We start from the raw sequence: 23,499 nt of genomic DNA, 5'->3' as shown, positions 1-23,499 counted from the left end.
ATTGCCGCTCGATTGAGGTGTGCTTATTCTTCGACATCGTCATCCTCCCCATCGATTTCGATTTCTTCATCGCCCGCTAGTGCTGCCAAGTCCTCTTCGGCCACAACATCATCCGGGCCGGGCTTCCAGCCCCGCACGCTCACTTGGCCGGTGACCACATCGGCAATCAGACGGTCGCGGTATTCGCGGATCAGCTTGATTTCGTCTTCCGTGCGGTTGATGGCGTCGTCCAGCGGCTGGCATTCGTCGCTGATCCACCGGCAGATGGTTTTTTGCTCTTCCAATGGCGGCACTGGAACTGCCATCTTGGCGTACTTGTCGCCGTTCAAATTCTCAATGGTCGTGGAGATTGCATTGAGCTTGATAAAGTCAGCGAACGCGCGCGTTTTTGTGTAGCAGAACAGAAAATCAGGGTGCAAAAATTCTGCTGGACTGAAACGCACAAGATACCCAGCATAAGAACATTGGCCGTGCTTCTCTGCACTGTAGAGAAACGCTCGGCCAATTGTTCCACTACGAGAGACCAAGATATCCCCATCAGCCAAAAGGTAGTCGCGAACCATTTTTTCCGGCAAAAACACACCACCGGGCTTCAATTGACCGCTCTCTACAATATCGGTGGTCCTTAGGAAACGAATCCCAATATCCGTGTAATGTGTCGCTGGAATATTTGCCCCGTAGAGAGCAGAACGCACACATGCACGTTTTAGCGGCATGACTTCCCAGTGCTCCGGTACCTCGCCCAGCCATTCGATGCCGGATGGCTTCAACGCCACCGATGCGTCAAGGCCGCGCGTGATGGCGTGGTCAATGATGCGCAGCTTCTGTTCGGTGAGCAGCTTGATCAGATCGCGCTTGGTCTTGATGAAGCGGGCGATGTGCGCATCCTGCGCACGCAGGTAAGCAACGATTTGGTCTTGCTCACGGCGCGGAGGGACGGGAATTGGAATTTGTCCAAACTGGTCAAAATATAGCCGAAGGCGCATGTCCATTATGCCCCTCGATCTTATTTTGAACTGCTGGAGATACTTCTTCGTTCTGAATAGAAAATGATAATAGTCAGTGTTGCACGACTTGATTGGCCTCAAAATATCATAGGCTGGACTGGTAACGCCTTGATAGTGGGAGGTGCCAATAGCACCCATCCAAGCCAGGAGCTTGTTGCAAATTATGTCCCCCTCTTTTACAACCCAGTATCCATCGGTTGTAGAGGCTTTATTACCGCGTTGCTCAAGGCTTTTTCGCGGTCTTACGCCAATATGTGTGTAAACAGACAGCAACTCCATCTGGTTATTTGCAGGCGCTTTTTCAATGACCAAGCGGAACATTTGCTTGGTACGCAGAATGGCCCACGACTCAGGCAAATATTCAAACCACTTCAAATCAGTTCGTCTGTAATCCGGATAAGGGCGAAACATTATTTTTCTACCCCAACGATTTTGTGCAGCAAGCCTTCGCTCTGCTGCTCCAGCGCAAGGATGTCGGCGCGGATTTCGGCCAGCGTCCGCAATGCCACGGGCTTGTAGAAATAGCGGGCGAAGGAAATCTCGTAGCCGATCTGGGTTTTTTCCGTGGCGATCCAGGCGTCCGGCGCGTGTGGCAGCACCTCGCGGGAGAAAAAGGCATCAATGCCGCCCGGCTCCTTCAACGGCACCTGCTCGGTGTCGCGCAGTTCGCTGTCGGGTTCGTACTCGACCATGAAGCGATCCTTGCCCACGGTTTCCAGGTACGCGCCACGAATATTCATTGGGCCGGGCTCGAAGTGTTCCCCAGCCTTGAGCTTGCTGCGCTTGGCGATGACCGGTGGCGCGGTCTCGTCGCGCCAGCTCACCGCGTTGTAAATGACCTTCTTCTCAGGCGCGCCGAGCTTGTCGCCCTGCGCCTTCAGCGCCGCATCGAAGCGGGAGCGGAATTCATTGTGGTCGTCGAAGACGGCACTGCCAAGTGCCTGCTGCGCCCGCTTCGCCACCTCCATCAGCCCCTTATCGCGCTGCCACGTCGATGCGTCGAGCAGCTTCTTGCGGCGCTTGGCGGGCACGGCCTTACGGGCTGTGGGGGCCTCACCGTCATCGCCGCTGTCGCCTTCTTCGCTGTCGTCATCTTCGTTCTCATCCTCGCCCTTCAGCCACGCCTCGATGGCCGACTTGCGTTTGGCGAACTCGGCATAGAGCGCCTCGCCGTGAGCTGCATAGATTTCGGTGCGCAAGGCCTCATCGCCGGAGGCAAAGCGCAGGGGGGCAATGCGCTCGTCTGAGAGTTGGCTTTTCAGGCGCAGCGGGCGCTCGACGGTGATCTTCCAGTAGCCGAAGTCCTGGGTGTCGAACCACTTGCTCTGTTCGGTTTCTTTGGCGGCTTCCTGCGCATCGCCAAGGTAGAGGTCGATGATTCGCTGGATGTCTCCATCCGAGAGTTCGCAATTCTTCTTGCCAAGATTGCGGCGCAGCGGTTGGGACCAGTCGCTGGCGTCGATCAACTGCACCTTGCCAAGGCGTGCTTCGGCCTTCTTGTTGGCCAGCACCCAGATGTAGGTGGCGATGCCGGTGTTGTAGAAGATGTTGAGCGGCAGGGCGATGATGGCTTCAAGCCAGTCGTTTTCCAACACCCAGCGGCGGATGTTGCTCTCGCCCTGGCCTGCGTCGCCGGTGAACAGCGCCGAGCCGTTGTGCACCAGCGCGATGCGGCTGCCCAGCGGCGTGTTGTGCTTCATCTTTTGCAGCTTGTTCACCAGGAACATGAGCTGGCCGTCGCTGGAGCGGGTGATGAGCCTGAACTCGGGGTCTCCGCCGTGGCTGACAATGAAGCGCGAATCGTTGAATTCCTTCTTGCCGCCCATGCGATCCAGATCGGTCTTCCAGCTCTTGCCGTAGGGCGGATTGGAGATCATGAAGTCAAATTCGCGACTACGGAACTGATCGGCAGATAAGGTGGATTTGTCCGCGCCGCCCACAATGTTCTCGGCCTCTTCGCCTTCACCCTTCAGGAGCAGGTCGGCCTTGCAGATGGCGTAGGTTTCGTCGCTGATTTCCTGCCCGAACAGGTGGATAGAGACTTCTTTGCCGTGCTGCTCGGCCAGCTCGTGCAAAGCTTCCTCAGCCACGGTGAGCATGCCGCCGGTGCCGCAGGAGCCGTCGTAGAGCGAATAGGTGCTGGACTCGATGCGGTCGGCCACGGGCAGGAATAGCAGCTTGGCCATGAGCTGCACCACGTCGCGCGGTGTGAAGTGTTCGCCGGCCTCTTCGTTGTTCTCTTCGTTGAAGCGGCGGATCAGCTCCTCGAACACTGTGCCCATGCCGTGGTTGTCTAGCGCGGGCAGCTTGATGAGGCCGTCTGCGTCCTTGACGGGCAGCGGCGCGAGATTGACCTCGGGGTCGAGGAAGTCTTCGATCAGGTAGCCGAGGACGTGGGAGTCCACCAGCTTCTGAAGCTGGTTGCGGAAGTTGAACTTGGTAAGAATTTCCTGCACGTTGGGCGAGAACCCATCGAGGTAGGCGATGAAGTCATCACGCAGGCGTTGGCCCGCCGCACTGGCCTTCAGCTTCGCGAGCGTGAACTCCGAGACGTTATAGAAGGCCTGCCCCGCTGCCATGCGCAGCGCGCCATCTTGCTCGGCCACCTTGTGGGTGTCGAGAAACTTCTTGCGCTCCAGCACAGCGTCCTTCGTGGCTTCGAGCACGGCGTCGAGCCGCCGCAGCACGGTGAAGGGCAGGATCACGTCGCGGTACTTGCCGCGCACGTAAACGTCGCGCAGGCGGTCGTCAGCGATGTTCCAGATGAAGTCGGAAATCCACTTGATCTGGCTTTGGTCTTGTTGTTGTTTCTTCTGCATCGATACGTTCCTCAGCTCGCCGCCGTGCCTGTGGCTACGGCGAGACTCCAATGGTCTTTGAGGACGCCCACAAGGCGTTTCTGGCGTTCGGCCAGAAGCGTGGGCGTCCACTCGTTTTCTGCTCTGACTTCCTGCGTCAACACGAAGGGCGAGGCCTTGCCTTTGCCCTTGAAGTAGGCGTCCTTCTTCTTGGCAAAGTCGTAGTTGCTGGCAGACGAGTTCTTGTTCCTGTCCAGCGGAACCAGATTGGCCAGACGGTGCGTCCAGCCGTGGCGCTCGTCTTCATCCGGGAACCACTTGATCCAGTCCGAACCGTCGGGCGGGGTTTGCGGCAGAACGTGCTCCAGAGACACGGCATCTTGAAGCTGCACGCCGGGGGCGCGCACCAAGGACTCAAGGCGCAAGACCAGCGCCATCCGTGCCTTGGGCAGATCGTCGTAAACGTCGCCATCGAGTGCCGCGACGAACTTGCGCTTTTGCGCGTCTGTCAAGGCCAACGTGCTGAGCGCGGCAAGATCCCCCTTGAAGGTCTCCGGTTCAACTTCCTTGGTGAGTGCGGCGTAGGTTTCTATGCGCTCGTTAATGCCCACCTTGGTGACCAGCAGGAAATAGGTCAGACGTTCCAGTGACTGGAAAAAGTCAGCAAGTCGTTTGGGCTGCTGCCGGAAGCGCTTGAAATAGACCAGTGCCGGGGGCACCCAGTCCTTGAAGTCCACGCGGTTGAGCCAGGACAGGTGTTCGTTGATCGTCTCGGCGTGTTCGGTGGCTTCGAAGTCGGCGTCGCGCACGAAGTCCCACACGTCGGCGTAGGGCTTGATGACCTTGTCGACGAGGTCGATGGGAGCCTTATACTCGGTGACGTGCTCCTGGAATTCCTTGACCAGCGTGGCCCGCTGTTTCTGCTTAGCGTAGATGGTGCGGATGTGGCCAAACAGATCGCCGAAGGCGTCGCGGCCCAATGCGCTTTCGATGCGGCTCCACTCCTTGGCGTAGGCGCGGCTCTTGACGTCGCCTGCCGTAGTGCGGATCAGGCCCAGCACCTGCGCCTTGATGATGTCGATAGGCGCGAGGTCAAGCCCCCGGTTGTTAAGCACGGAGAAGATGCGGTACGCGGCTTCGAGATCGGGCGTGGAGATGACGACCAGCGAGCAGTCGTTGGCGAGGAACTGCCACAGTGCGATCAGGTCGGCGGGCGGCAGCGCCTTGGCCTTTTCGAGCAGCAGCGTGGCGTTTTCTCTGTAGCGCAGGCGGCTGTCCTCCAACTTGTCGGTGCTGGTCACCAACTGCGCGATGCCACCCGGCTCCTGAATGTTGGCGCGGAAGAAGTTGGCATCCTCCTCGCGGGCGGTCAGGCGATATTCGTTTTTCTCGCCTAGGCTGACCTTGCCCTTCTTGTATAGGAAATCGGTGATGTCGTCGGCGGCGTGCGGCATGGCCTCGCGCAGCACCGCGAACAGCATCGTCAGCGTGGACAGGCGCTGCTGGCCGTCGACCACCGACGATTTTGGCTCCCGGTCGTTCTTGATCAGAACGATGCTGCCGAGGAAGTACTGGCTGGTCGCGCCGGAGACACGGGCGTCCTGCATCGCCGAGATCAGATCGTCGAACAACTCGCCCGCCTGCTCGGTCGTCCATGCGTAGGGGCGCTGGTAGTCCGGAATCTCGAACTGGTAGCTGCCCTCGAAAATCTCGCGGATCAGCTTGTCGTGGGCTTCAAGTGTCTTGGCCATTGGTTTTCTTCTTTCCTATCTTTTCTTTGGGCTGCTTGGGGCTTGGTAGCCCGGAGCCAGCTTGGCGTTCTCGACGCCGTACAGCGCAAGCGGATCGCTGAGCCATAGGCGGTACTGTTCTTCCTTGAGACGATGGTCGGGCGAGCAGTCCACGCTCCAGCGCAGCAGCATGTAGCCCGCGACGGCGGCGCGAACGCGCATCCGGATCGAGCCATCGCTCATCCCGTAGTCCATCTTGATGATCTCGGGGCGCTCAAGGCGCGGGTGCGGCACGAAGTCCAGCTCGACGATACGCGTCCACTGTATGTCGTTGTCCGGACATTCGTTGGCCTGTGGCTCCTCATCAAGAAGGGTCGGCGCTTCGATGCGGGTGACGACGAAGTCGCGGAACTCGCCGGACTTGCGGTCAAACGCCCGTACGTGCCATCGCAGGCCGGTGTCCACCAGCGCGAAGGGCACGATGACTCTCTCGGACTCGCCGCTGCTCATCGAGTGGTAGCGGATGGCGACGGGTCGCTTGGCGTGGATGGCTCGGCAAATCGGTGCCAGCACGTCCATCTTCGGGTTGCTCAGGGCGGTGGGCGACTCGCACGGCAGCAGCGGTTGCGTTGCACCGTTCACACCATCGCCAAAACCCAGGGCCAAGGCCGACAGTACATGCTGCGATGCATGGTCGAACAGAGGGGAGAACGACTGCCCGATGCGATAGACTTTGTTGCTACCGTCAAAGGTGATGTTATTAGGCGCGATTTCCCTATACAGCGCCAAGTCGCGCGTCGCGCCTGCCGGAGCCACGCCGAAGCGCTCAATGAGGTCCGGACGACCAACCTCGCCAAAAAAGTAAAGGCGAAAGTCGATATAACCTAACCGTTCCCGCTGGCTGTGGTTCAAGCTTTCGATGCTTTGTTGGTTGACCAAAATGTTTACTTATAAGCTTTACGGATGGGGGTTGTATGCATCTGCCAGGTTATTAAAATGGCCGGTCTATCTAATCAAATTGACTACATTGTGTTTTAAATTGTGTATTTGATCAAGCGTCACTTGAAAAAAAACACCACCCCCCTCAGGGTAGGTGGTGTGAATCAAATTACTGTGGCCTATTTGTTCGAATGGTTCAGTCGAATATCGATTTCAACTCGTTGTCCAAGTCATCATCATCGATTTCCTGCTGGTACTCCTCGGGTTTGATAAACCGCTTTTCGACTAATTTGGTCTGGTACACAGAGCCTGACCTTGGGCGGTACAGGTGAACCTCATAAGTCAGTCGCACCCGCCCGCCGTTCCTGAAAATTCGCCTCTGGTCACGCTGATGGGCAAACTCATGAAGATTGACCTCCACTGTCCAAGTCGAATCAGCCCGTGACAGCTTGACAAAGCGGATACTCGAAAAAATTCGCTTGATGAGCTCGTTGCCTTGTTCCGGTGGAATCACATCTTCTCGCAGCAACTTCGAGAAAAAATCATTGCTCATGCTCTGCACGTGCATATCAATTTCCTCTGGAGTTACGTCGTTTGACTCCTTTTCGAGCTCTTGGAGCTCTGCTCGGCATTCAAGTAACTGCCTCTGTAGACTCTCAATTTTTTGGCTTATCTCGTCTACATCGCCAACCCCCAGCGTCAACAGCCTTGCAAGCCCTTTGATTTGCTTGTCCAACTGTTCAAACTTTGAGCGGGTCGAATGCAAGTGTTCCTTGTTATCTCGCGATGCAACTTCCGTCAAAATGGCTTTATAAGCCTCCCGAACATCTGTTTGCACCACTTCCTGCAAGGCTGCTTGAATCACAGCCATCGCGCCTTTCGCCCCAATTTCCAGAAGCTGGTCCGGTAGCAGGCCAGCTCGCTTTTTCAGGTCACACGATGCGCAGTACAGCATTTTGACCTTCACCGCCGAGTGCTTAAGCGTACAGGTGTTGCCACATAAGCCACAGCGGACGCGATGCACCAAAGGATGTTTGAAGCCACGGCGTATGGTTTTACCTGGAATTCCCTGGACTTTTTTCCAGAGTTCATCGTCAACCAGTCGAAGCTCAGGCCTTGGATACTCAACCTGTTCTACGACCTTGTTTTCCTTCCTGCTTTTGTACTTGGTGTATTCGCTTCCATTCCAGACAAACATGCCTCGATAGATAGTACGCATGAGCAACTGTTTAACTGTGCTCGCCCGCCAATATCCACCTTCGACAGTTCGTGCTCGTCGAGGGCATGGAACTCCACGTTTTTGCATCTCAGTTGCAATCCACTGATAGCTTCGCCCACTTGCGCGAGCTTCGAACATAAATCGAACTAATTTTGCGTTCTCTTCGTGAATCGACCATGTGGCGCCGTTCCCTGTGCTGTCATCTAACTTTTCGTCAAGCGTGTAACCGAATGGTGGGTAGCCCACCATACCGCCTCGCTTAAGCACCCCCTCCATACCGCGTGCAGTTCGCTGTTTGGTCTGTGCAAGCTCGTAACTGGACAAGCCACCAAGCAAAGCGAGGATGAGCTCGTTTCCGGGGGCGGAAGTGTCAATTTGCTTGTCTGCGCTCACCAATCGAATATTGCGTTTCGACAGAAGGTGAGCAAAGTCAGCCAACATTTTCATACTTCGACCAGCTCGGCTGAATTCATCAATGAACACAGCACTGACCTTTTGCCTGTCAATTGTTTTTAGCAATTGCTTGAAGCCTGCCCTTTGGTGCAGTGCTGTTTGCTTGCCCGACACGGCGGCATCAGAGTAGATGTGCTCATCATGAATCGTGTAGCCGTAGCTTGCTGCTACTTCTCGACATCGCCTGATTTGGTCTTCAATGGATGTGGCTGATTGTGAGTCTGTTGAGTACCTTGCGTAGATTGCTGCGTATTTGTATTCCATAGGTTTGATTCTTCAAAAATAGTTTTTTCTATTGGCGATTTCGCATTTGCTTTCCTTGCTTTTTTGATGTCTTCGATGGCCCTGGCTGCGTACAACTCCAGCAGGGATTCAAGTGCTGACCTTCGTTTCATAGTCCTGTTACCCACGAGGGGTTGTTGTCCTGGAACCTTGTATAGAACCAGGACAACAAGGGGGGCTATTCCCCGTAGCGTTCCTGTAGCCCTTGAGCGACTGCGCGCTTCAGTACTGGCAATGTCAGTCCCTTCAAGGTGTCCACGTATGAGACCTTGGACGAATATGCAATCCGGCAACTGGTCAATTCCACAAGCTCCGCCAGAAGTCGTTTGTGAACCGCATCGCTGCGGATCACAAACACCTGGCGACCAATCCGTAATTGGTATTTCCCAATGTTCTTGTCCTGGCTCACCACAAAGCCAGCTTTGTTTGCCAGCTCCAGAATGACTGATTCCTGTTCCGGAGTTAAAACGATTCCGGCTGTTCTACTTTTGTTGTTCATGGGTGTCCTCCTTTTACAAATGCCTGATGTATAGCAACTGCATATTCAAAAATTCGGACCCCTCAATTTCGGTTGTCTATACAAGCTGTCGACATCAACCGATGCCGGCAAATCTTTGTAGGACATCAATATGTATCTAGGAAGTAGAGAAAGCAGGCTTGAGTTTGACGCCCGTGTCATTGAGCGCAGCGGCGAGTTCAAAGTGTTGAGAAAGCTTCGACCGATTCAAGATTTGATTGCGGATGAAAGTGTGGACGCTTACGTTCAGAGGCTTTTCATGAGGTCAAACCGTGAGCCCGGCGAATACAAGGCTGTATTTATTGACACCGAGACCACTGGATTGAATGTTGACGAGGCGGATGCAATCGAGGTCGGAGCCATCGCATTGGCATACGACTTAAGAGAGGGTGTGTTCACCAAGTTTTTGGGCTCGGTGAGTATGCTGGAGGACCCCAGGTACCCCATTCCAAAAGAGGTCAGTGTGGTACACGGAATCTTTGATGAGGATGTACGGGGGCAGACCTTCGACGAGGCTCGCCTGTTGGAGCTTTGTGACGGTGCGCATGTCATCGTGGCGCACAACGCCAAGTTTGATAGGCCCTTTCTTGAAAAGCGATTTCCGTTCTTTAAGAATCTGCCGTTTGCATGTTCCCTGGCCCAAATTCCTTGGAAAGAGGAGGGCTACGGTTCTGGCATGCTCGAGTTCATCGCCATGCGGCGCGGTTTCTTTTATGAAGCCCACCGAGCGGAGACTGACTGTCATGCCTTGGCTAGTTGTTTGGTGGAAAAACTCGAGGTGAGTGGAAAGTGGCCCATGGAAATTCTTCACGATACAGCAACTCAAGACGATTTCATCGTATTTGCATGCGGTGCGCCGTACGAATCCAGGGAACTGCTCAAGTCAAAGCGCTTCAAATGGGCTCCCGACCGCAAAGCCTGGTTCCGTGAGGTTCCAAGCCAGTTGGAGTTAGCGGAACTGTTGGAATGGCTGGAAAAGCAGGTTTATCAGGGTGACTCCTGGCGCGCACAATGCTTTGTGCGCGAGGCAGTTAGCCGATTTTCAAGTAACCCAGTCATAAAGCCTCTCGGGCAGTCCTGCCTTTTTCAGTTGTGACGCCTACGTCCACCGGCGTTGATCGGTGGACGCGGGAGCCTTCTTCACCATTCCCAGGCAAGCTACCGCTGTTTTGTAACTTTGTAATTTTGTAATTCCGCAAATTTGCGGAAGTAATCAAATCCCCCTAGGTCGCAAGGTTACAGAACTACATCAGCGTCAATTTTGAACAGTTTTCTACCAACTCAAAAATTTTTTGTCCGGGAACAATTTTGTTTAAATACCCAGCCTATACAAACTCCAACCCTTACCATGGAGTAAAAAATGAGTACATACAAGACTGCACTGCAAGCCGAGATTTTTGGCATGAGTAAAAGAGATTTCGAGAATCGATTTTGGTATTTGTTCTTGAAGCACCCCAGTAATGGTCCATCCACCGGTCAGCAGTGCGCTGCAGCCTTGGCCCAATCCAGATTAGACCTGCTGCCGGGGCATTACGACACTCTTAATGAGGCGGTTGACCGTTTGTCGATGGATTACGAGATTCTTTGGGCAATCAAACGGTATTGGGAGGAATATCGCAACATATGATTAGTTCTTGGCCGTAATGGCTACAGAGCGTCAAGGCCTCGGGACTCACGTCCCGGGGCTTTTTTTGCATGTGGGGGCCGTGTATTGATACTACGCAGTTGGCTGACCAGTCGATTGAAAGGAAAATTTTCAAACGATGTTGGCCGGAAAGCCGCGCCTATAAAGCCTTTTATATTATTTAACTATTGTTAACAAATATTTTTTGAGATTTTTCGGTTTGTTTAAACGTGCTGCCTACACGCAGCATGAACTCAAAAAACAAAACGCCTTTGAAATGGGTTGGCGGAAAAACCCGAATGATGACTTCCTTGAACCAGTTGATCCCTTCGGGGAACAGGCTGATAGAACCCTTCGTGGGGGGAGGTTCCGTATTCATGAACATGCAGCACCAGGAGCTCATTCTTAATGATGCCAATCTGGCGCTCATCAACTTTTACAGGTGTGTGAAGGACTCACCTGAGTTGTTACTTGAGCAGGTCAGGGCGCTTTTTTGCGAGGGAAATCGCAATGATTCGGCGTATCTTGGAATTCGTCAAAAATTTAATCTCGGGCTAGTTCATCTCCCCACTCTGGAGGACTTGGAAGGTGATTTTGCCCACGCAGCGCAGTTTTTCTATATCAATAAGTTTGGATTCAATGGTCTGTATCGAACCAACAAGAGGGGATTCGTCAACGTAGGGTTCGGGAAGCCCGAGTCACTACCGGGAATCCCGGAAGATGCCTTTCTTCAAATGTCCGAAAGATTGCAAAATGCGCAGCTGCATAGCGCAGACTTTGAAGTCGTCTCTCAGATGGCTGGCCCCGGCGATGTGTTGTACCTGGACCCACCCTATGTCGATGCGAAAGTGGACTCTCCCTGTTTTACGGGGTACAAGGCAGGTGGTTTTAGTCTGGGGGACCAGGCACGTGTTGCCAATGCCGCGAGGTTGGCTGCTGCTAGGGGCGCAACCGCCATCATCTCAAATCACAACACGGCGCTAACCCGTGCCATGTATGCGGAGGCCGGAGCAGAATTGACCGAAGTTGAGGTGGGCCGTTCAGTGTCGGCTAAGGCCAAGACTCGCGGAAAAGCCAAGGAGCTGTTAGCCCTGTTTAGACCGACCTAGCCACGGGTCTTGATTAATTCGTGACACCAGAAAGCAAAAAAGCCCCGGGATCAATTTCCCGGGGCTTTGTTTTGGGGGTTACGCCGCCATGTCCTGGTTACCCAGGCCCATCAGGGTGTCTATCGGAAGAATAAATGAGCGTTGCGTACCAAGGTCACCAAAAGTGACCGCGTACTGCTTGTCTTTAGCGAGGTCTGCAAAGCAAACAGCTCATCAGTTGTTTTTTGGCGCTTGCCATTCATTCAATTTGATGCGGTTTTGCCTGAGAATGATATTTTGTTTAATCTCAAGTGGCTGAATATATTGAATTATTCCGTATTTTTTCGGATTTATTCATAGCTGGGCTTATCTGTTTAAACCACTTTGCTAAACGAGTCTCCGTGTGAACAGAGATAAGTGATGCAAGACCCCATTGAGACCGCTCAACTTCCGCAAGCGGTCATTGAATTGCTGATTGAAATATGCGCCAGAGAATTGGCTACTGCGGTGTTTGATTCTGCCCCGAGTGCGCTTGAGGCAGACCATTTAAACCCGATTGATTGAAGCGAACAAGGACCACCCGATGAAAACAGCTTTCATTTACACACGATACAGTTCCGACAAGCAAAACAAAACATCGAATGAAGACCAGGAAACCAAATGTCGTACCTATGCGCTGACCCATGGGTTTGAAATAGCCAGGGTGTTTGCAGACTCGGAGACCAGTGGGAAAACGCTCATCAGAGTAGGGTTCTCGGCGATGGTGGATGCTGTAAAGAAAGAAAAGCCTGAGCTCATTCTCGTGGATGACCTCAGCCGTTTGTCCAGAAACTCCACGGACCAAGGACTTTTTCTCAGAAGCCTTGAATTCCTGGGAATCGGGTTGGTTGCCGTGTCTGAGGGCATCGACACCCGCGAGCATAGCCACAAAATTCATTCCGCTTTCAAGGGTATCTTGAACGAATTGTATCTCGACAATTTGCGCATGCACACTCGACGGGGTCAGGAAGGGGCTGTCAGTCGCGGTAATGTTGCTGGCGGTAAGTCCTATGGATATGACCATGTAAAATCAGTAACGGGAGGGGTACAACGCGTGATCAACGAGGAGGAGGCCTTGGTTGTGCAGCGTATCTTCCAGCTTTTCGCAGATGGAGAGTCGCCACTCAAAATTGCACAGGTTTTGAACGAGGAGGGAATTCCATCCCCAACCGGAAAACTCTGGAAGAGAAGCGCCATCCATGGTGACCCTAATGACCTTTCTGGAATCCTCAACAACCCTTTGTATGACGGCCGTGTCATTTGGAATCGGCTTTCCTACAAGACCAACCCAGACACTGGAAAGCGGGTCTCTCGTCGAAATCCAGCGAGTGAATGGTCAGAGGTGGTCATGCCTGAGTTGAGGATTGTGCCCCAGGATTTATGGGACAAAGTCAAGGCACGACAGCGCCAAATATCAGACCGTTCCAAGAAAAAGATGGCAGAGGTGGGACCAAAAGCACGAACCGGTGCTGGTTCAAAGCATTTGCTGTCTGGATTGCTGCGCTGTCAGGATTGCGGCGGGAATTTTGTATTGGTCAACGGGAAGAGTTATGGATGCGCGACCAGAAAGGAATCTGGTCCAGACACTTGCAAAAACGCAGTGCTCATCAAGAAGCATGTTGTCGAAGGATTTGTTCTAAACGCTGTGTCGAAGGCTGCGTCACCAGCTCGGTTGGAATCGGCAATTTTGGAGCGTTTCAAAGCTCTGGCTAATCATCGTCTGAATACCAAGTCCGTCGCTAAGTCTCCTGCTGAACGGCTTGCGGTTGTTCAGAAAGAAATTGACAACATCATCAGCTCAATCAAGAAAGGGTGTCCGGCCGAAGAGTTTGTTGAGGAAATGCAGAGATTGAGAGAGCAAAAGGAGGCTTTGCAGTTGGAAATCCAGCAACGCCAACCAAGCATATCGCCGGAGCAGGAGCTTCAGCGGGCCGTTGACAAGGCGGTGGCGCTATTGCCGACACTGACATCGTCCTTCTGTAGCGTGCTCCACAGAAATACGCCGTTGGCCAGGAAGGCTCTGGATAAGCTGTTTGATGGCGGTATCAACGTATTTAGGTTGCCAGAAGGAAAAATTGGCCTTAAATCAAACACTTGCGTGGGAAATTTCTTTGATTCTGCCCTGCTGTTGCCTGAATTCAGTAACAGCAGGGAGATAAATGTGGTTGCGGGGGCAGGATTTGAACCTACGACCTTCGGGTTATGAGCCCGACGAGCTGCCAGACTGCTCCACCCCGCGTCTGGTAAGAACGAAACTATAGCGCGTTTTTTTGGTTTGTGCAAGTGCACATGCCCAAGTTGGCCGCTTTTTATTGGCGCACTGCGTTATTCTCTTGAAATTGTTCAATAAACCCGCAGTCAATACAGTGATTCAGAAAACCCTCAAGCAGTTGTTACTCAAGCCTGCAGTGCTCAAGCAGGTCTTTAACCTCTATTCCCCATTTCGTGGCGCTGGCGTGAAGGTGCGGCAAATTGCTTCGGATTACTCCGAGGTCTTTGTTGAAATGCCGCTGACGCGTCGCAACCGCAATTTTGTAGGGACACAATTTGGTGGTTCGCTTTACTCCATGGCCGATCCTTTTTTCATGATCATGCTCATGCAGCGGTTGGGCTCGCGCTACCTGGTGTGGGACCAGGCAGCTTCCATCCGTTTTGTGGCGCCGGGCAAGGGCCGGGTGTCGGCCCGTTTCAAGGTGGGTGAAGAAGACATTCAGAACATCGCGGCTCAGGCTGCAAGCGGTAATAAGGTTCTCTACACCTTCAATGCCCAAATTTGCCACGACGATGGCAGCGTGGTGGCCGAGGTGTCCAAAGTGCTGTACGTCCGTTTGAAACCCGAGTTTCGGCCCGCCACCGTGGCCAACCCGTCCGCGCAAGAGGTCGTCGCATGAGTTCCTCCAAAAACCCTGAGTACGCACACCTTCCTGAGTGGCCCGAGGCCGACACACCGTGCATCGGTTTTTGTTCAACCAATTTGGGAGACAACATCTGCATGGGTTGCGGCCGCACTCTCGATGAAGTGGACGGTTGGCTGTTTAAATCGGACGCCGAAAAACAGGCTTGTTGGGACCGAATTCGCGCCGCTGGGGTGGGTTATCGGTGGGAAGCCCCCAAAAAACGGGACTGAGCATGGGGCCACTGATGCTTGCGCGCCCACCTCGGGTGCATTGGTTGGCTTGGCTAGGCTTGGGCGGCTTGATTGTCGTTTTGAATCGATACACCAATCTTGACCTTCAGCTTGCTGGCCAGTTCTACGACAGCGCTGCGCATACCTTCCCGGCACGCTCCATTCGTCTGCTCGATCTGTTGTTTCACGACGGTTTGCGATGGGTTGCCGGTCTACTGGTCTTGGTGCTTCTGGTGCAACCTTTCTTGCAGCCACCCCAAACCCGCCGCTGGCAGGGCAACGTTTTCCTGGTCGGTGTCGCGGTATTGTCGGCCTTGGTGGTGTCCATCATCAAAGCCAAGTCCAATCACAGTTGCCCTTGGGACCTTACCGAGTTCGGTAGTGCCGCCCCATACTTCCGGTTGTTCGACCCGCTCCCATTAACAACCGCGTCAAATCCCGGGCGTTGCTTTCCCAGTGGGCATGCGTCGACCGCGTTCATGTGGATCGTGCTGCTGTACAGCACGCTGCCATGGGTTGTCCGTCTTAGGCCTTGGCTAGTGGGTTTGCTGCTTGTTGGCGCACTCTTGGCTGGCGGCGTTCAGGTCGCTAAGGGGGCTCATTTTCTCAGTCATGTGTTGGCGACCGCCTGGGTGTGTTGGGGGGTAACCTTAGTGGCGGTTTGGGCTGGTTTGCATTTCGGGAAGTTACCTACCGACTAGTGCTGGGCGACCTGCTTGTCAGTAAGTTGATGAAGGGATGTTTACCCTGTATGGGTGGGATTAGAGTGTTCTGCCCAGTTTTTAATCAAAGTATCAAAATCATCGAAGAATCAGTCCTCTTTTTTGGTTATCCACCGCGGCAGGGTGCAGTTTTCCCCGCTTTGTGTGGATAAGTGCTCGTTCATTGGGGGGATGTTTGTGGGCCAGCTTCACCGCAATAATGGAATTGTCTCCAGTCCTTCAGGACTTTTGTCAGACTAGGCGTGCCTTCGGGCACGCCATTTTTTTGACTGCCCGGGACAAAATCGGTCCAACAAGTTGCAGACAGGGCATGAACATGGTTAAATGCGCCATCCGATCAATGGCCCGGTGCGTCGCCCAAGCCCACGCGCTCATCCCCCAAGTGTCACCTACACTTTCGGCGGATTTCGACAAAACCCAAGCAGACCCGGCCAGTTTTTCCTGAAACTATTCAACTGTTAGAGAGTTCGCCTGGATGGAACCCCAGCGCGCAAAAATCATATTAGAAGCGGCTTTGCTGTGCTCACTGGAACCTGTGTCCGTGAAAGAGTTGTGTCGCCTGTTCGACGATGCTTTCGATCCAGCCGTGGTTACAGCGCTGCTGGAGGACCTGCGTCGGGACTGGACGTTGCGCGGGCTTGAATTGGTGCAGTTACAGACCGGATGGCGTTTCCAGACTCGTGAAGACGTCAAGCGCTATCTCGAACTGATGAACCCGGAAAAGCCCCCGAAGTATTCCAGGGCCACTCTGGAAACCCTGGCCATCATTGCTTACAAGCAGCCGGTGACGCGCGGGGACATTGAATCCATACGTGGGGTGACTGTGTCATCCCAGGTCATGAAAGCACTCGAGGATCGCGGCTGGATTGAAGCCATCGGCCATCGGGATGCACCGGGTCGCCCCGCCTTGTGGGGCACCACCCAGCAGTTTCTCTCGGACTTGAATTTGACTAGCCTGAGCGACCTGCCACCGCTGGACAGCGAAAAAGACCAGCAATTGGCCGACGAACTTCAGAAAGTGATCCCGTTTGAAGCGGATGACACCCCACATGACATTGACAACGACAACGAAAAGACCCCCCCGACGCAAACCGCGTGAGCCCAAGGCGCCTGCGCCTCAGGTCGACACCGTGGAGTTGGGCGGCGATTACCAACCCACCCTGGATGGCGGCGACCTTGGCGTGACCAGCGAGGCTGAGCCCGAATGGGGCGATGTGCTTGCCCAAGTTCAGGGCTTGCAGCCTGGGGCTGACAAATCCGGTGGCAAAGGCCGCAGCAAACTGAACGTTAGGCTCGACCCCGAACTGGCCCCCAAGCTGCACAAGGTGCTGGCCGAGTCGGGCATGGGTTCACGCCGCGAAATGGAAGAGCTGATCATGGCAGGCCGGGTGTCTGTCAATGGCGAACCGGCTCACCTCGGGCAACGTGTGCTGCCCACCGACATGGTTCGTGTTAACGGGCGCATTGTTCAACGTAAAAACAAGGCCAAGCCTCCCCGGGTGCTGATTTATCACAAGCCCACCGGTGAAATTGTCTCCATGGACGACCCACAAGGCCGCCCCACCGTGTTCCAGCGTTTGCCCAAAATTTCCAATGGCAAATGGTTGGCGGTCGGTCGCTTGGACTTCAACACCGAAGGCTTGTTGTTGTTCACGAATTCCGGCGAGTTGGCCAATCGGCTGATGCATCCCCGCTACGAAGTGCAACGCGAGTATGCAGTGCGCACCTTGGGTGAATTGACTGACGAGCAACGCAAACAATTGCTCGATGGCGTGCAGTTGGAGGACGGCCCGGCCAAATTCCTTTACGTCGACCCGGCAGGTGGCGAAGGCGCCAACCGCTGGTACAAGGTGGGCCTGAAAGAAGGGCGCAACCGCGAAGTTCGCCGCATGTTTGAGGCCTGCAAACTCACCGTCAGTCGACTGATTCGTACTCGTTTTGGCGACATCCTCATGCCCTCGACGCTCAAGCGTGGCAAATGGATGGAAATGGAAGCGCTGGAAGCAATGTCCTACGTTCAATCGCTGGGTGTGCGAGTGGACGAAGAAGCCCGTCAGGGTGCGTTGCGCCGCGATGCCAAGTCCAAAGCCGGCAAAAACAGCAAGCGCCGCAGCCAGCAGCCGATCATCGACCCCGGTTTGGCCCTCACAGCCACGCAAAGTTACCTGACCGTGTCCGGTGCCGACGCGGCAGCCTCTAGAACCGCCTCCAATATGCTGAGCTCGTCCACGGCTTCCCAAGGGCGTTCTGGTCAGCGCTCGGGCGCGGCTGGCCAGGGGCAGGGCCAAGGGCAACGGCGTGCTCGGCCGGCTGGAAACACCGGTGGCGGTCGTTCCGCCTCGGGTCAGCCCCGCATGACTCTGCCTCAGGCCACAGCGCCCCAGAATCAAGGCAATGCCCGCCGCCGTCGTCGCCCCTAACTCACCCGAGGGGTGGCTGGTTCAGGCCTAGGTGGTGGTAAAAAAGCACTTGAAAAATAAGGCGCTTTGCTTTATAGTACGCGCCTGCCTGAGCCCCGGCTGAACAACGGGTGTCTCAATCGAAGTGGGCTTTTCAGCCCATTTTTTTTTGGCGTTGCGGTTTGTGTGTTGGCCTTTTGGCCGGCTAGATAAGGCGAGAGTGGTGGTTAATCCCGAAGAATTTGTGGGCAGCAGTTGGTCTGGAGTGTGGTCCGAATCATGGGTCCCGCAGGCTGATGCCGTGATTGTGTCCATGGGGCTTGAAATTGCGGACATTGAACGTGAGGGCAACGGTTTGTTGCGCATCATGATCGATTCCGCTGCGGGCATTACCGTGGAAGATTGCGAGCGGGTCAGCCATCAGCTCAGCCACTTGTTCATGGTTGAAAACGTCAACTATGAGCGTTTGGAAATTTCATCGCCAGGTGTTGATCGAGTGCTTCGTCGGGTTCGCGATTTCGAGCGTTTCCTGGGCGAAGAGGTGGCGTTGAAGTTCAAGCGCGCCATTGAAAACCAGAAGCAGTTCAAAGGGTTGCTTCAAAAAGGGGAAAAAACGCCCTATGCCATTTTGGTCACCCCAGAAGGCAAGAAAGCGGTTCCCTATGTGCTGGATTTTGAATTTGCCGATTTGGCGGGGGCCAGGCTGGTACCCCATCTCAAGTTTTAGGAGCCTGTAATGAGCCGTGAGTTGCTGCTGTTGGTGGATGCCCTGGCGCGTGAAAAGAATGTGGACAAAGACATTGTTTTCGGTGCGCTCGAATTGGCGCTGGCCTCTGCAACCAAAAAGCGTTTTGACGAGGAAGTGGACGTTCGCGTGTCCATTGACCGCAATTCGGGCGACTATGAGTCTTTCCGCCGCTGGGAAGTGGTCTCCGAAGAAGACTTCTACGACCCTGCCTACCAGGTTGTGCTGGACCGTGCCCAAGCGCAAAACCCCGATTTGAACCTCGGTGACTTCATTGAAGAAGAGCTTGAGCCCATCGAGTTTGGCCGCATTGGCGCCCAAGCGGCCAAGCAGGTGATTCTGCAACGCGTGCGTGATGCCGAGCGTGAACAGATCCTGACCGACTTCCTGAACCGTGGTGACAACATCGTGATTGGTCAGGTCAAGCGCATGGAGCGTGGCGACGCCATCGTTGAAAGTGGCCGTATTGAAGCCCGTTTGCCCCGCGACCAAATGATTCCCCGCGAAAGCCTGCGTCCCGGTGACCGTGTGCGTGCCTTCCTGTGGAAAGTAGACCGCAATGCCCGTGGCCAGCAAGTCATTTTGTCCCGCACCACGCCTGAATTCATCAAGGCCCTGTTTGCCATGGAAGTGCCTGAAATTGAACAGGGCAACCTGGAAATCAAAGGCGCGGCTCGCGACCCTGGCATGCGCGCCAAAATCGCCGTGCTGGCCCACGACCGCCGCATCGACCCAATCGGCACCTGCGTGGGTGTGCGTGGTTCCCGTGTTCAGGCCGTTACGCAGGAGTTGGGCGGTGAGCGTGTGGACATTGTGTTGTGGTCTGATGACCCAGCCCAGTTTGTGATTGGTGCCTTGTCGCCAGCCACCGTACAGTCCATCGTTGTTGACGAAGACCAGCACACCATGGAAGTGGTGGTGGATGAGGGCGAATTGGCGCAAGCCATCGGCCGAAGTGGCCAAAACGTTCGCTTGGCCTCGGAATTGACCGGCTGGCAGATCAACATCATGACGCCCGAAGAGTCCGCCAAGCGCACTGAAGAAGAAGTGGGCAAGCTGCGCGATCTGTTCACCAGCAAGCTGGATGTGGATGAAGACGTGGCCAACATCCTTATCGAGGAAGGTTTCACCGGCCTGGAAGAAGTGGCTTACGTTCCGCTGGCAGAAATGCTGGACATCGAAGCTTTCGACGAAGAAACCGTTGAAGAGCTGCGTACACGCGCTCGCAATGCCTTGTTGACCGAAGCCATTGCCCGTGAAGAAATGGTGGAAGGCGCCACCGATTTGATGTCACTGGAAGGCATGGATGCTGACCTGGTGGCCAAGTTGGGCGAGAACGGCATTGCCGACCGCGACAGCCTGGCCGAACTGGCCGTGGATGAATTGACAGAAATGACTGGTGTGTCCGATGAGCGAGCACGCGAGATCATCATGAAGGCTCGGGCCCACTGGTTTGACTGAGGGTAATGCAGTCAGACAGTGAGCCAAGCCCAGGGATTTTGAAGGAAACGAGTAGATGACCAGTACCACCGTTGCACAGTTTGCAGCCGAATTGAAGATGCCAGCCGATGTGCTGCTGGACCAGTTGAAGTCTGCAGGTGTGAACAAATCGTCGGCCTCCGATGAGGTGACCGAATCTGACAAGTCGCAGTTGCTGGAAAGCCTGCGTAAGGCCCATGGTTCGGCCGGTCAGAAGAAAATCACCATCACGCGCAAGCAGACCAGCGAGATCAAGCAAGCTGGGCCTGGCGGTCGGGCACGCACGGTGCAGGTGGAAGTTCGCAAAAAGCGCGTGTTTGTTCAACGCGACGAAGCGGGCGGCGGCTTGTCTGAAACTCAGGAGTCTGCGGCAGCAGCCCCAACAACGCCCATCGACCCCGCCGAAATGGCCCGTCGTGAAGCCGAGGCCATGCGCAATGCCGAGTTGCTGGCGCGGCAAGAAGCTGAACTGAAGGAAAAGCAGGCCAAGCTTGAGCAAGAGCGCGAGCGTGAACTGAAGTTGCAGGAAGAAGCGCGTCAGCGCGCTGAAGAAGAGCGCTTGGCCCACGAAGCGGCTGAAAAAGCCCAGCGGGACATTGAAGCGTCCAAGCGGGAAGAAGCCGAGCAGGTTGCCGCCGCTGACGAATCCGCCAAAGCGGCCAAAGCCGAAGAATTGAAAGCCAGCGAAGAGCGTGCCGCGCAGGCACTGGCTGCTGAGCAGCGCGCCAAAAAGGCTGCTGAGGACGCCGCCAAAGCCAGCGAGGCGCAAGAGAAAGCCCGCCGAGCTGCAGAGGCCGAAGTGGCCGCCATCAACCGCATGATGCAGCGCCCAGCCCGTGTGTTGAAAGCACCAGAAGAGGCTGCACCCGTTGAAGCGCCCAAGCCTGTTGTCAAGAAAGTAGAAAAGCTGGCCTCCGTGGCCGGTGCCGATGATGACCGTGATCGCAAAGGTCCTCGTGGTGCCGTCAAAGAAGACCAAAGCAAGCGCCGCCCTGGTGGACTGAAAACCCGTGGCGACACCACCGGCTTGAGCCGTACCGGTTCTGCCGCCTGGAAGGGCCCCAAAGGCAAAGCCAACCGTCACCAGCAGGAACAAAGCAACTTCAACCAGCCCACAGAACCCGTGGTGCGCGAAGTGCACGTGCCTGAAACCATCACCGTGGCTGAACTGGCTCACAAAATGAGCTTGAAAGCCGCCGAGGTGATCAAGTGCCTGATGAAGATGGGCCAGATGGTGACCATCAACCAGGTGCTGGACCAAGACACTGCGATGATCGTGACCGAAGAGCTCGGACACAAAGCCATTGCCGCCAAGCTGGACGACCCTGAAGCCCTTATTGACGAAGTGGGCGCAGAGCACGCCGAGGCCGATTTGTTGCCTCGCGCGCCAGTGGTCACCGTCATGGGCCACGTTGACCACGGTAAAACATCCCTGCTGGACTACATTCGCCGCACCAAAGTGGCGTCTGGCGAAGCAGGCGGCATTACCCAGCACATCGGTGCCTACCATGTGGAAACCGAGCGCGGCATGATCACCTTCCTGGACACCCCAGGTCACGAGGCGTTCACCGCCATGCGTGCTCGCGGTGCCAAGGCGACCGACATCGTCATTCTCGTGGTGGCCGCCGATGACGGCGTGATGCCGCAGACCATTGAAGCGATTCACCATGCCAAAGCGGCGGGTGTGCCCTTGGTCGTGGCCATGAACAAAATCGACAAACCCGACGCGAACCCGGAACGCCTCAAGCAGGAACTGATTACGCACGAGGTGGTGTCCGAAGAGTACGGCGGTGACTCGCCCATGATTGCCGTGTCTGCCAAAACCGGGCAGGGCATTGATGACCTCCTTGAAAACGTGCTGCTGCAAGCTGAAGTGCTTGAATTGACCGCTGCGGTGGATGCCCCTGCCAAAGGCTTGGTGGTGGAAAGCCGCCTGGACAAAGGCCGTGGCCCTGTGGCCACCATGCTGGTTCAGTCCGGCACGCTCAAAAAGGGCGATGTGGTGTTGGCTGGCTCCGTGTATGGCCGCGTTCGCGCCATGATGGACGAAACCGGTCGTTCTATCGACAAAGCTGGCCCGTCCATCCCCGTTGAAATTCAGGGCTTGAGCGACGTGCCCGCTGCGGGTGAAGAAGTCATGGTACTGCCCGATGAGCGCAAAGCCCGTGAAATCGCATTGTTCCGCCAAGGCAAGTTCCGCGACGTGAAACTGGCCAAGCAACAAGCCGCCAAGCTGGAAAACATGTTCGACCAGATGACCGAAGGCGAGGTGAAAACCCTGGCTGTGGTGTTGAAGGCCGACGTGCAGGGTTCACAGGAAGCTTTGGCTCACGCCTTGTTGAAACTCTCCACTGACGAAGTGAAGGTGCAGATTGTTCACGCTGCAGTGGGTGGCATCAGTGAATCTGACGTTAACCTGGCCGTGGCCTCCAAGGCTGTCATCATCGGGTTTAACACCCGTGCCGACCAAGGCGCCCGTAAAACGGCTGAGAACAATGGCGTGGACATTCGCTACTACAACATCATTTATGACGCGGTAGACGAAGTGAAAGCAGCCATGACCGGCATGCTGACGCCAGACAAGAAAGAGGAAATCATCGGCAACATCGAGATCCGTGAGGTTTACAAAATCTCCAAAGTGGGCTCGGTTGCCGGCTGTATGGTATTGGACGGCGTCGTTCGCAGGTCTGCAGGTGTTCGCCTGTTGCGCGACAACGTTGTCGTGTGGACCGGTCAATTGGCCTCCCTCAAACGTTTCAAGGATGATGCAAAAGAGGTTCGTCAAGGCTTCGAGTGCGGTCTACAACTGAACAACTACGATGACATCAAGGTAGGGGACATCCTCGAAGCCTTTGAAGTCAAAGAAGTGGCTCGTACACTGTAAAGGCGGACCGAAACAGCATGCGTCACAAACGAAAAGCCCCGGCGCGCGGAGTCCGCGTTGCCGAGCAGATTCAAAAAGACTTGGCCGAGTTGATTCCCAGAGAATTGCGGGATCCTCGCCTCGGCTTTGTGACGCTGACCGATGTGGACCTGACCCCGGATTACGCCTACGCCACGGTTTACTTCTCGGTGTTGACCGGCAGTGCCGAGGACAGCGAGAAAGCCCTGAACGAGGCGGCTGGGTACCTTCGGAACCTGATTTTCAAGAAAATGCACATACACACAGTGCCCACCTTGCGGTTCAAGCACGATGTGTCGGTGGAGCGTGGCGCTGAAATGTCACTGTTGATTGATCGAGCCCTTCAGGGTGGCGGCCATGCCGATGCGGCTGGCGCTGGCGGAGATGGCGACGGGGATTGATTCCCCCACCCCTGGAGTGTGAGTGTGG

The 23,499-nt window shown here is 55.1% G+C and carries 20 protein-coding genes and 1 tRNA gene; 14 read left to right on the top strand and 7 right to left on the bottom strand.

From position 1 onward, the window contains the following. Window positions 1-23: 23 nt before the first annotated feature. The 6 genes from ACK4FF_RS14405 to ACK4FF_RS14380 all read right to left on the bottom strand — a co-directional run bounded on the left by ACK4FF_RS14405 (window position 24) and on the right by ACK4FF_RS14380 (window position 8,927). The gene (locus ACK4FF_RS14405; protein WP_409710801.1) at window positions 24-1,418 is read right to left on the bottom strand and encodes a restriction endonuclease subunit S; all 1,395 of its coding nucleotides are present in this window, start codon (window positions 1,416-1,418) and stop codon (window positions 24-26) included. Continuing rightward, on the bottom strand, window positions 1,418-3,826 hold the full coding sequence (locus ACK4FF_RS14400) for an N-6 DNA methylase (protein WP_409710799.1): 2,409 nt from the start codon (window positions 3,824-3,826) through the stop codon (window positions 1,418-1,420). Before ACK4FF_RS14400 ends, ACK4FF_RS14405 begins: the two co-directional genes overlap by 1 nt. 11 nt (window positions 3,827-3,837) lie before the next feature. After that, window positions 3,838-5,556 carry a DUF262 domain-containing protein gene (locus ACK4FF_RS14395; RefSeq protein WP_409710796.1) on the bottom strand — a complete coding sequence of 573 codons (1,719 nt, stop codon included), beginning with the start codon at window positions 5,554-5,556 and terminating at the stop codon, window positions 3,838-3,840. A gap of 15 nt (window positions 5,557-5,571) precedes the next feature. Further along, window positions 5,572-6,447, bottom strand: a complete 876-nt coding sequence (locus ACK4FF_RS14390; RefSeq protein WP_409710793.1) for a transcriptional regulator — start codon at window positions 6,445-6,447, stop codon at window positions 5,572-5,574. A 223-nt stretch (window positions 6,448-6,670) separates the two neighbouring features. Continuing rightward, window positions 6,671-8,410, bottom strand: a complete 1,740-nt coding sequence (locus ACK4FF_RS14385) for a recombinase family protein (protein WP_409710790.1) — start codon at window positions 8,408-8,410, stop codon at window positions 6,671-6,673. A gap of 196 nt (window positions 8,411-8,606) precedes the next feature. Then, window positions 8,607-8,927: a hypothetical protein gene (locus tag ACK4FF_RS14380; RefSeq protein ID WP_409710787.1), complete on the bottom strand. Its 321-nt coding sequence runs from the start codon at window positions 8,925-8,927 to the stop codon at window positions 8,607-8,609. 130 nt (window positions 8,928-9,057) lie between these two features. On the opposite strand from ACK4FF_RS14380, the gene ACK4FF_RS14375 reads away from it, so the two are divergent. From ACK4FF_RS14375 to ACK4FF_RS14355, 5 genes are all read left to right on the top strand, one after another. After that, complete coding sequence (locus tag ACK4FF_RS14375; RefSeq protein WP_409710785.1) at window positions 9,058-10,041, top strand: 3'-5' exonuclease; 984 nt, start codon at window positions 9,058-9,060, stop codon at window positions 10,039-10,041. A gap of 264 nt (window positions 10,042-10,305) precedes the next feature. Beyond that, window positions 10,306-10,572, top strand: a complete 267-nt coding sequence (locus ACK4FF_RS14370) for a hypothetical protein (RefSeq protein WP_409710782.1) — start codon at window positions 10,306-10,308, stop codon at window positions 10,570-10,572. A gap of 245 nt (window positions 10,573-10,817) precedes the next feature. Further along, window positions 10,818-11,678, top strand: a complete 861-nt coding sequence (locus ACK4FF_RS14365) for a DNA adenine methylase (RefSeq protein ID WP_409710779.1) — start codon at window positions 10,818-10,820, stop codon at window positions 11,676-11,678. A gap of 399 nt (window positions 11,679-12,077) precedes the next feature. Continuing rightward, window positions 12,078-12,221: a hypothetical protein gene (locus tag ACK4FF_RS14360; protein ID WP_409710776.1), complete on the top strand. Its 144-nt coding sequence runs from the start codon at window positions 12,078-12,080 to the stop codon at window positions 12,219-12,221. 19 nt (window positions 12,222-12,240) lie between these two features. Beyond that, window positions 12,241-13,902, top strand: a complete 1,662-nt coding sequence (locus ACK4FF_RS14355; RefSeq protein ID WP_409710843.1) for a recombinase family protein — start codon at window positions 12,241-12,243, stop codon at window positions 13,900-13,902. Here ACK4FF_RS14355 and ACK4FF_RS14350 read toward each other — a convergent pair. Continuing rightward, window positions 13,859-13,935 (bottom strand) — tRNA-Met (locus ACK4FF_RS14350). The two genes, ACK4FF_RS14355 and ACK4FF_RS14350, sit on opposite strands and share 44 nt — an antisense overlap. Window positions 13,936-14,029: 94 nt before the next feature. On the opposite strand from ACK4FF_RS14350, the gene ACK4FF_RS14345 reads away from it, so the two are divergent. The 9 genes from ACK4FF_RS14345 (at window position 14,030) to rbfA (ending at window position 23,471) form a co-directional block, all read left to right on the top strand. Then, the gene (locus tag ACK4FF_RS14345) at window positions 14,030-14,587 is read left to right on the top strand and encodes a DUF4442 domain-containing protein (protein ID WP_409710773.1); all 558 of its coding nucleotides are present in this window, start codon (window positions 14,030-14,032) and stop codon (window positions 14,585-14,587) included. Further along, the gene (locus tag ACK4FF_RS14340) at window positions 14,584-14,823 is read left to right on the top strand and encodes a DUF1289 domain-containing protein (RefSeq protein WP_409710770.1); all 240 of its coding nucleotides are present in this window, start codon (window positions 14,584-14,586) and stop codon (window positions 14,821-14,823) included. The genes ACK4FF_RS14345 and ACK4FF_RS14340 overlap by 4 nt, the downstream gene beginning before the upstream one ends. Window positions 14,824-14,837: 14 nt before the next feature. Next, window positions 14,838-15,524, top strand: a complete 687-nt coding sequence (locus tag ACK4FF_RS14335) for a phosphatase PAP2 family protein (RefSeq protein ID WP_409710767.1) — start codon at window positions 14,838-14,840, stop codon at window positions 15,522-15,524. A gap of 496 nt (window positions 15,525-16,020) precedes the next feature. Further along, window positions 16,021-16,644, top strand: a complete 624-nt coding sequence (scpB, locus tag ACK4FF_RS14330) for an SMC-Scp complex subunit ScpB (RefSeq protein WP_409710764.1) — start codon at window positions 16,021-16,023, stop codon at window positions 16,642-16,644. Then, window positions 16,595-17,965, top strand: a complete 1,371-nt coding sequence (rluB, locus tag ACK4FF_RS14325; protein ID WP_409710761.1) for a 23S rRNA pseudouridine(2605) synthase RluB — start codon at window positions 16,595-16,597, stop codon at window positions 17,963-17,965. The genes scpB and rluB overlap by 50 nt, the downstream gene beginning before the upstream one ends. 202 nt (window positions 17,966-18,167) lie before the next feature. Beyond that, the gene (gene rimP / locus ACK4FF_RS14320) at window positions 18,168-18,671 is read left to right on the top strand and encodes a ribosome maturation factor RimP (RefSeq protein WP_409710758.1); all 504 of its coding nucleotides are present in this window, start codon (window positions 18,168-18,170) and stop codon (window positions 18,669-18,671) included. Window positions 18,672-18,680: 9 nt separating this feature from the next. Then, the gene (nusA, locus tag ACK4FF_RS14315) at window positions 18,681-20,150 is read left to right on the top strand and encodes a transcription termination factor NusA (RefSeq protein ID WP_409710755.1); all 1,470 of its coding nucleotides are present in this window, start codon (window positions 18,681-18,683) and stop codon (window positions 20,148-20,150) included. A gap of 55 nt (window positions 20,151-20,205) precedes the next feature. Beyond that, complete coding sequence (gene infB / locus ACK4FF_RS14310; RefSeq protein WP_409710752.1) at window positions 20,206-23,052, top strand: translation initiation factor IF-2; 2,847 nt, start codon at window positions 20,206-20,208, stop codon at window positions 23,050-23,052. Between the two features lie 17 nt (window positions 23,053-23,069). Then, on the top strand, window positions 23,070-23,471 hold the full coding sequence (gene rbfA, locus ACK4FF_RS14305; RefSeq protein ID WP_409710749.1) for a 30S ribosome-binding factor RbfA: 402 nt from the start codon (window positions 23,070-23,072) through the stop codon (window positions 23,469-23,471). Window positions 23,472-23,499 lie beyond the last annotated feature (28 nt).

The sequence above is a fragment of the Limnobacter sp. genome (assembly GCF_046297615.1).
Taxonomy (GTDB): Bacteria; Pseudomonadota; Gammaproteobacteria; order Burkholderiales; family Burkholderiaceae_B; genus Limnobacter.
This window is presented reverse-complemented; position numbering and strand designations above follow the sequence as displayed.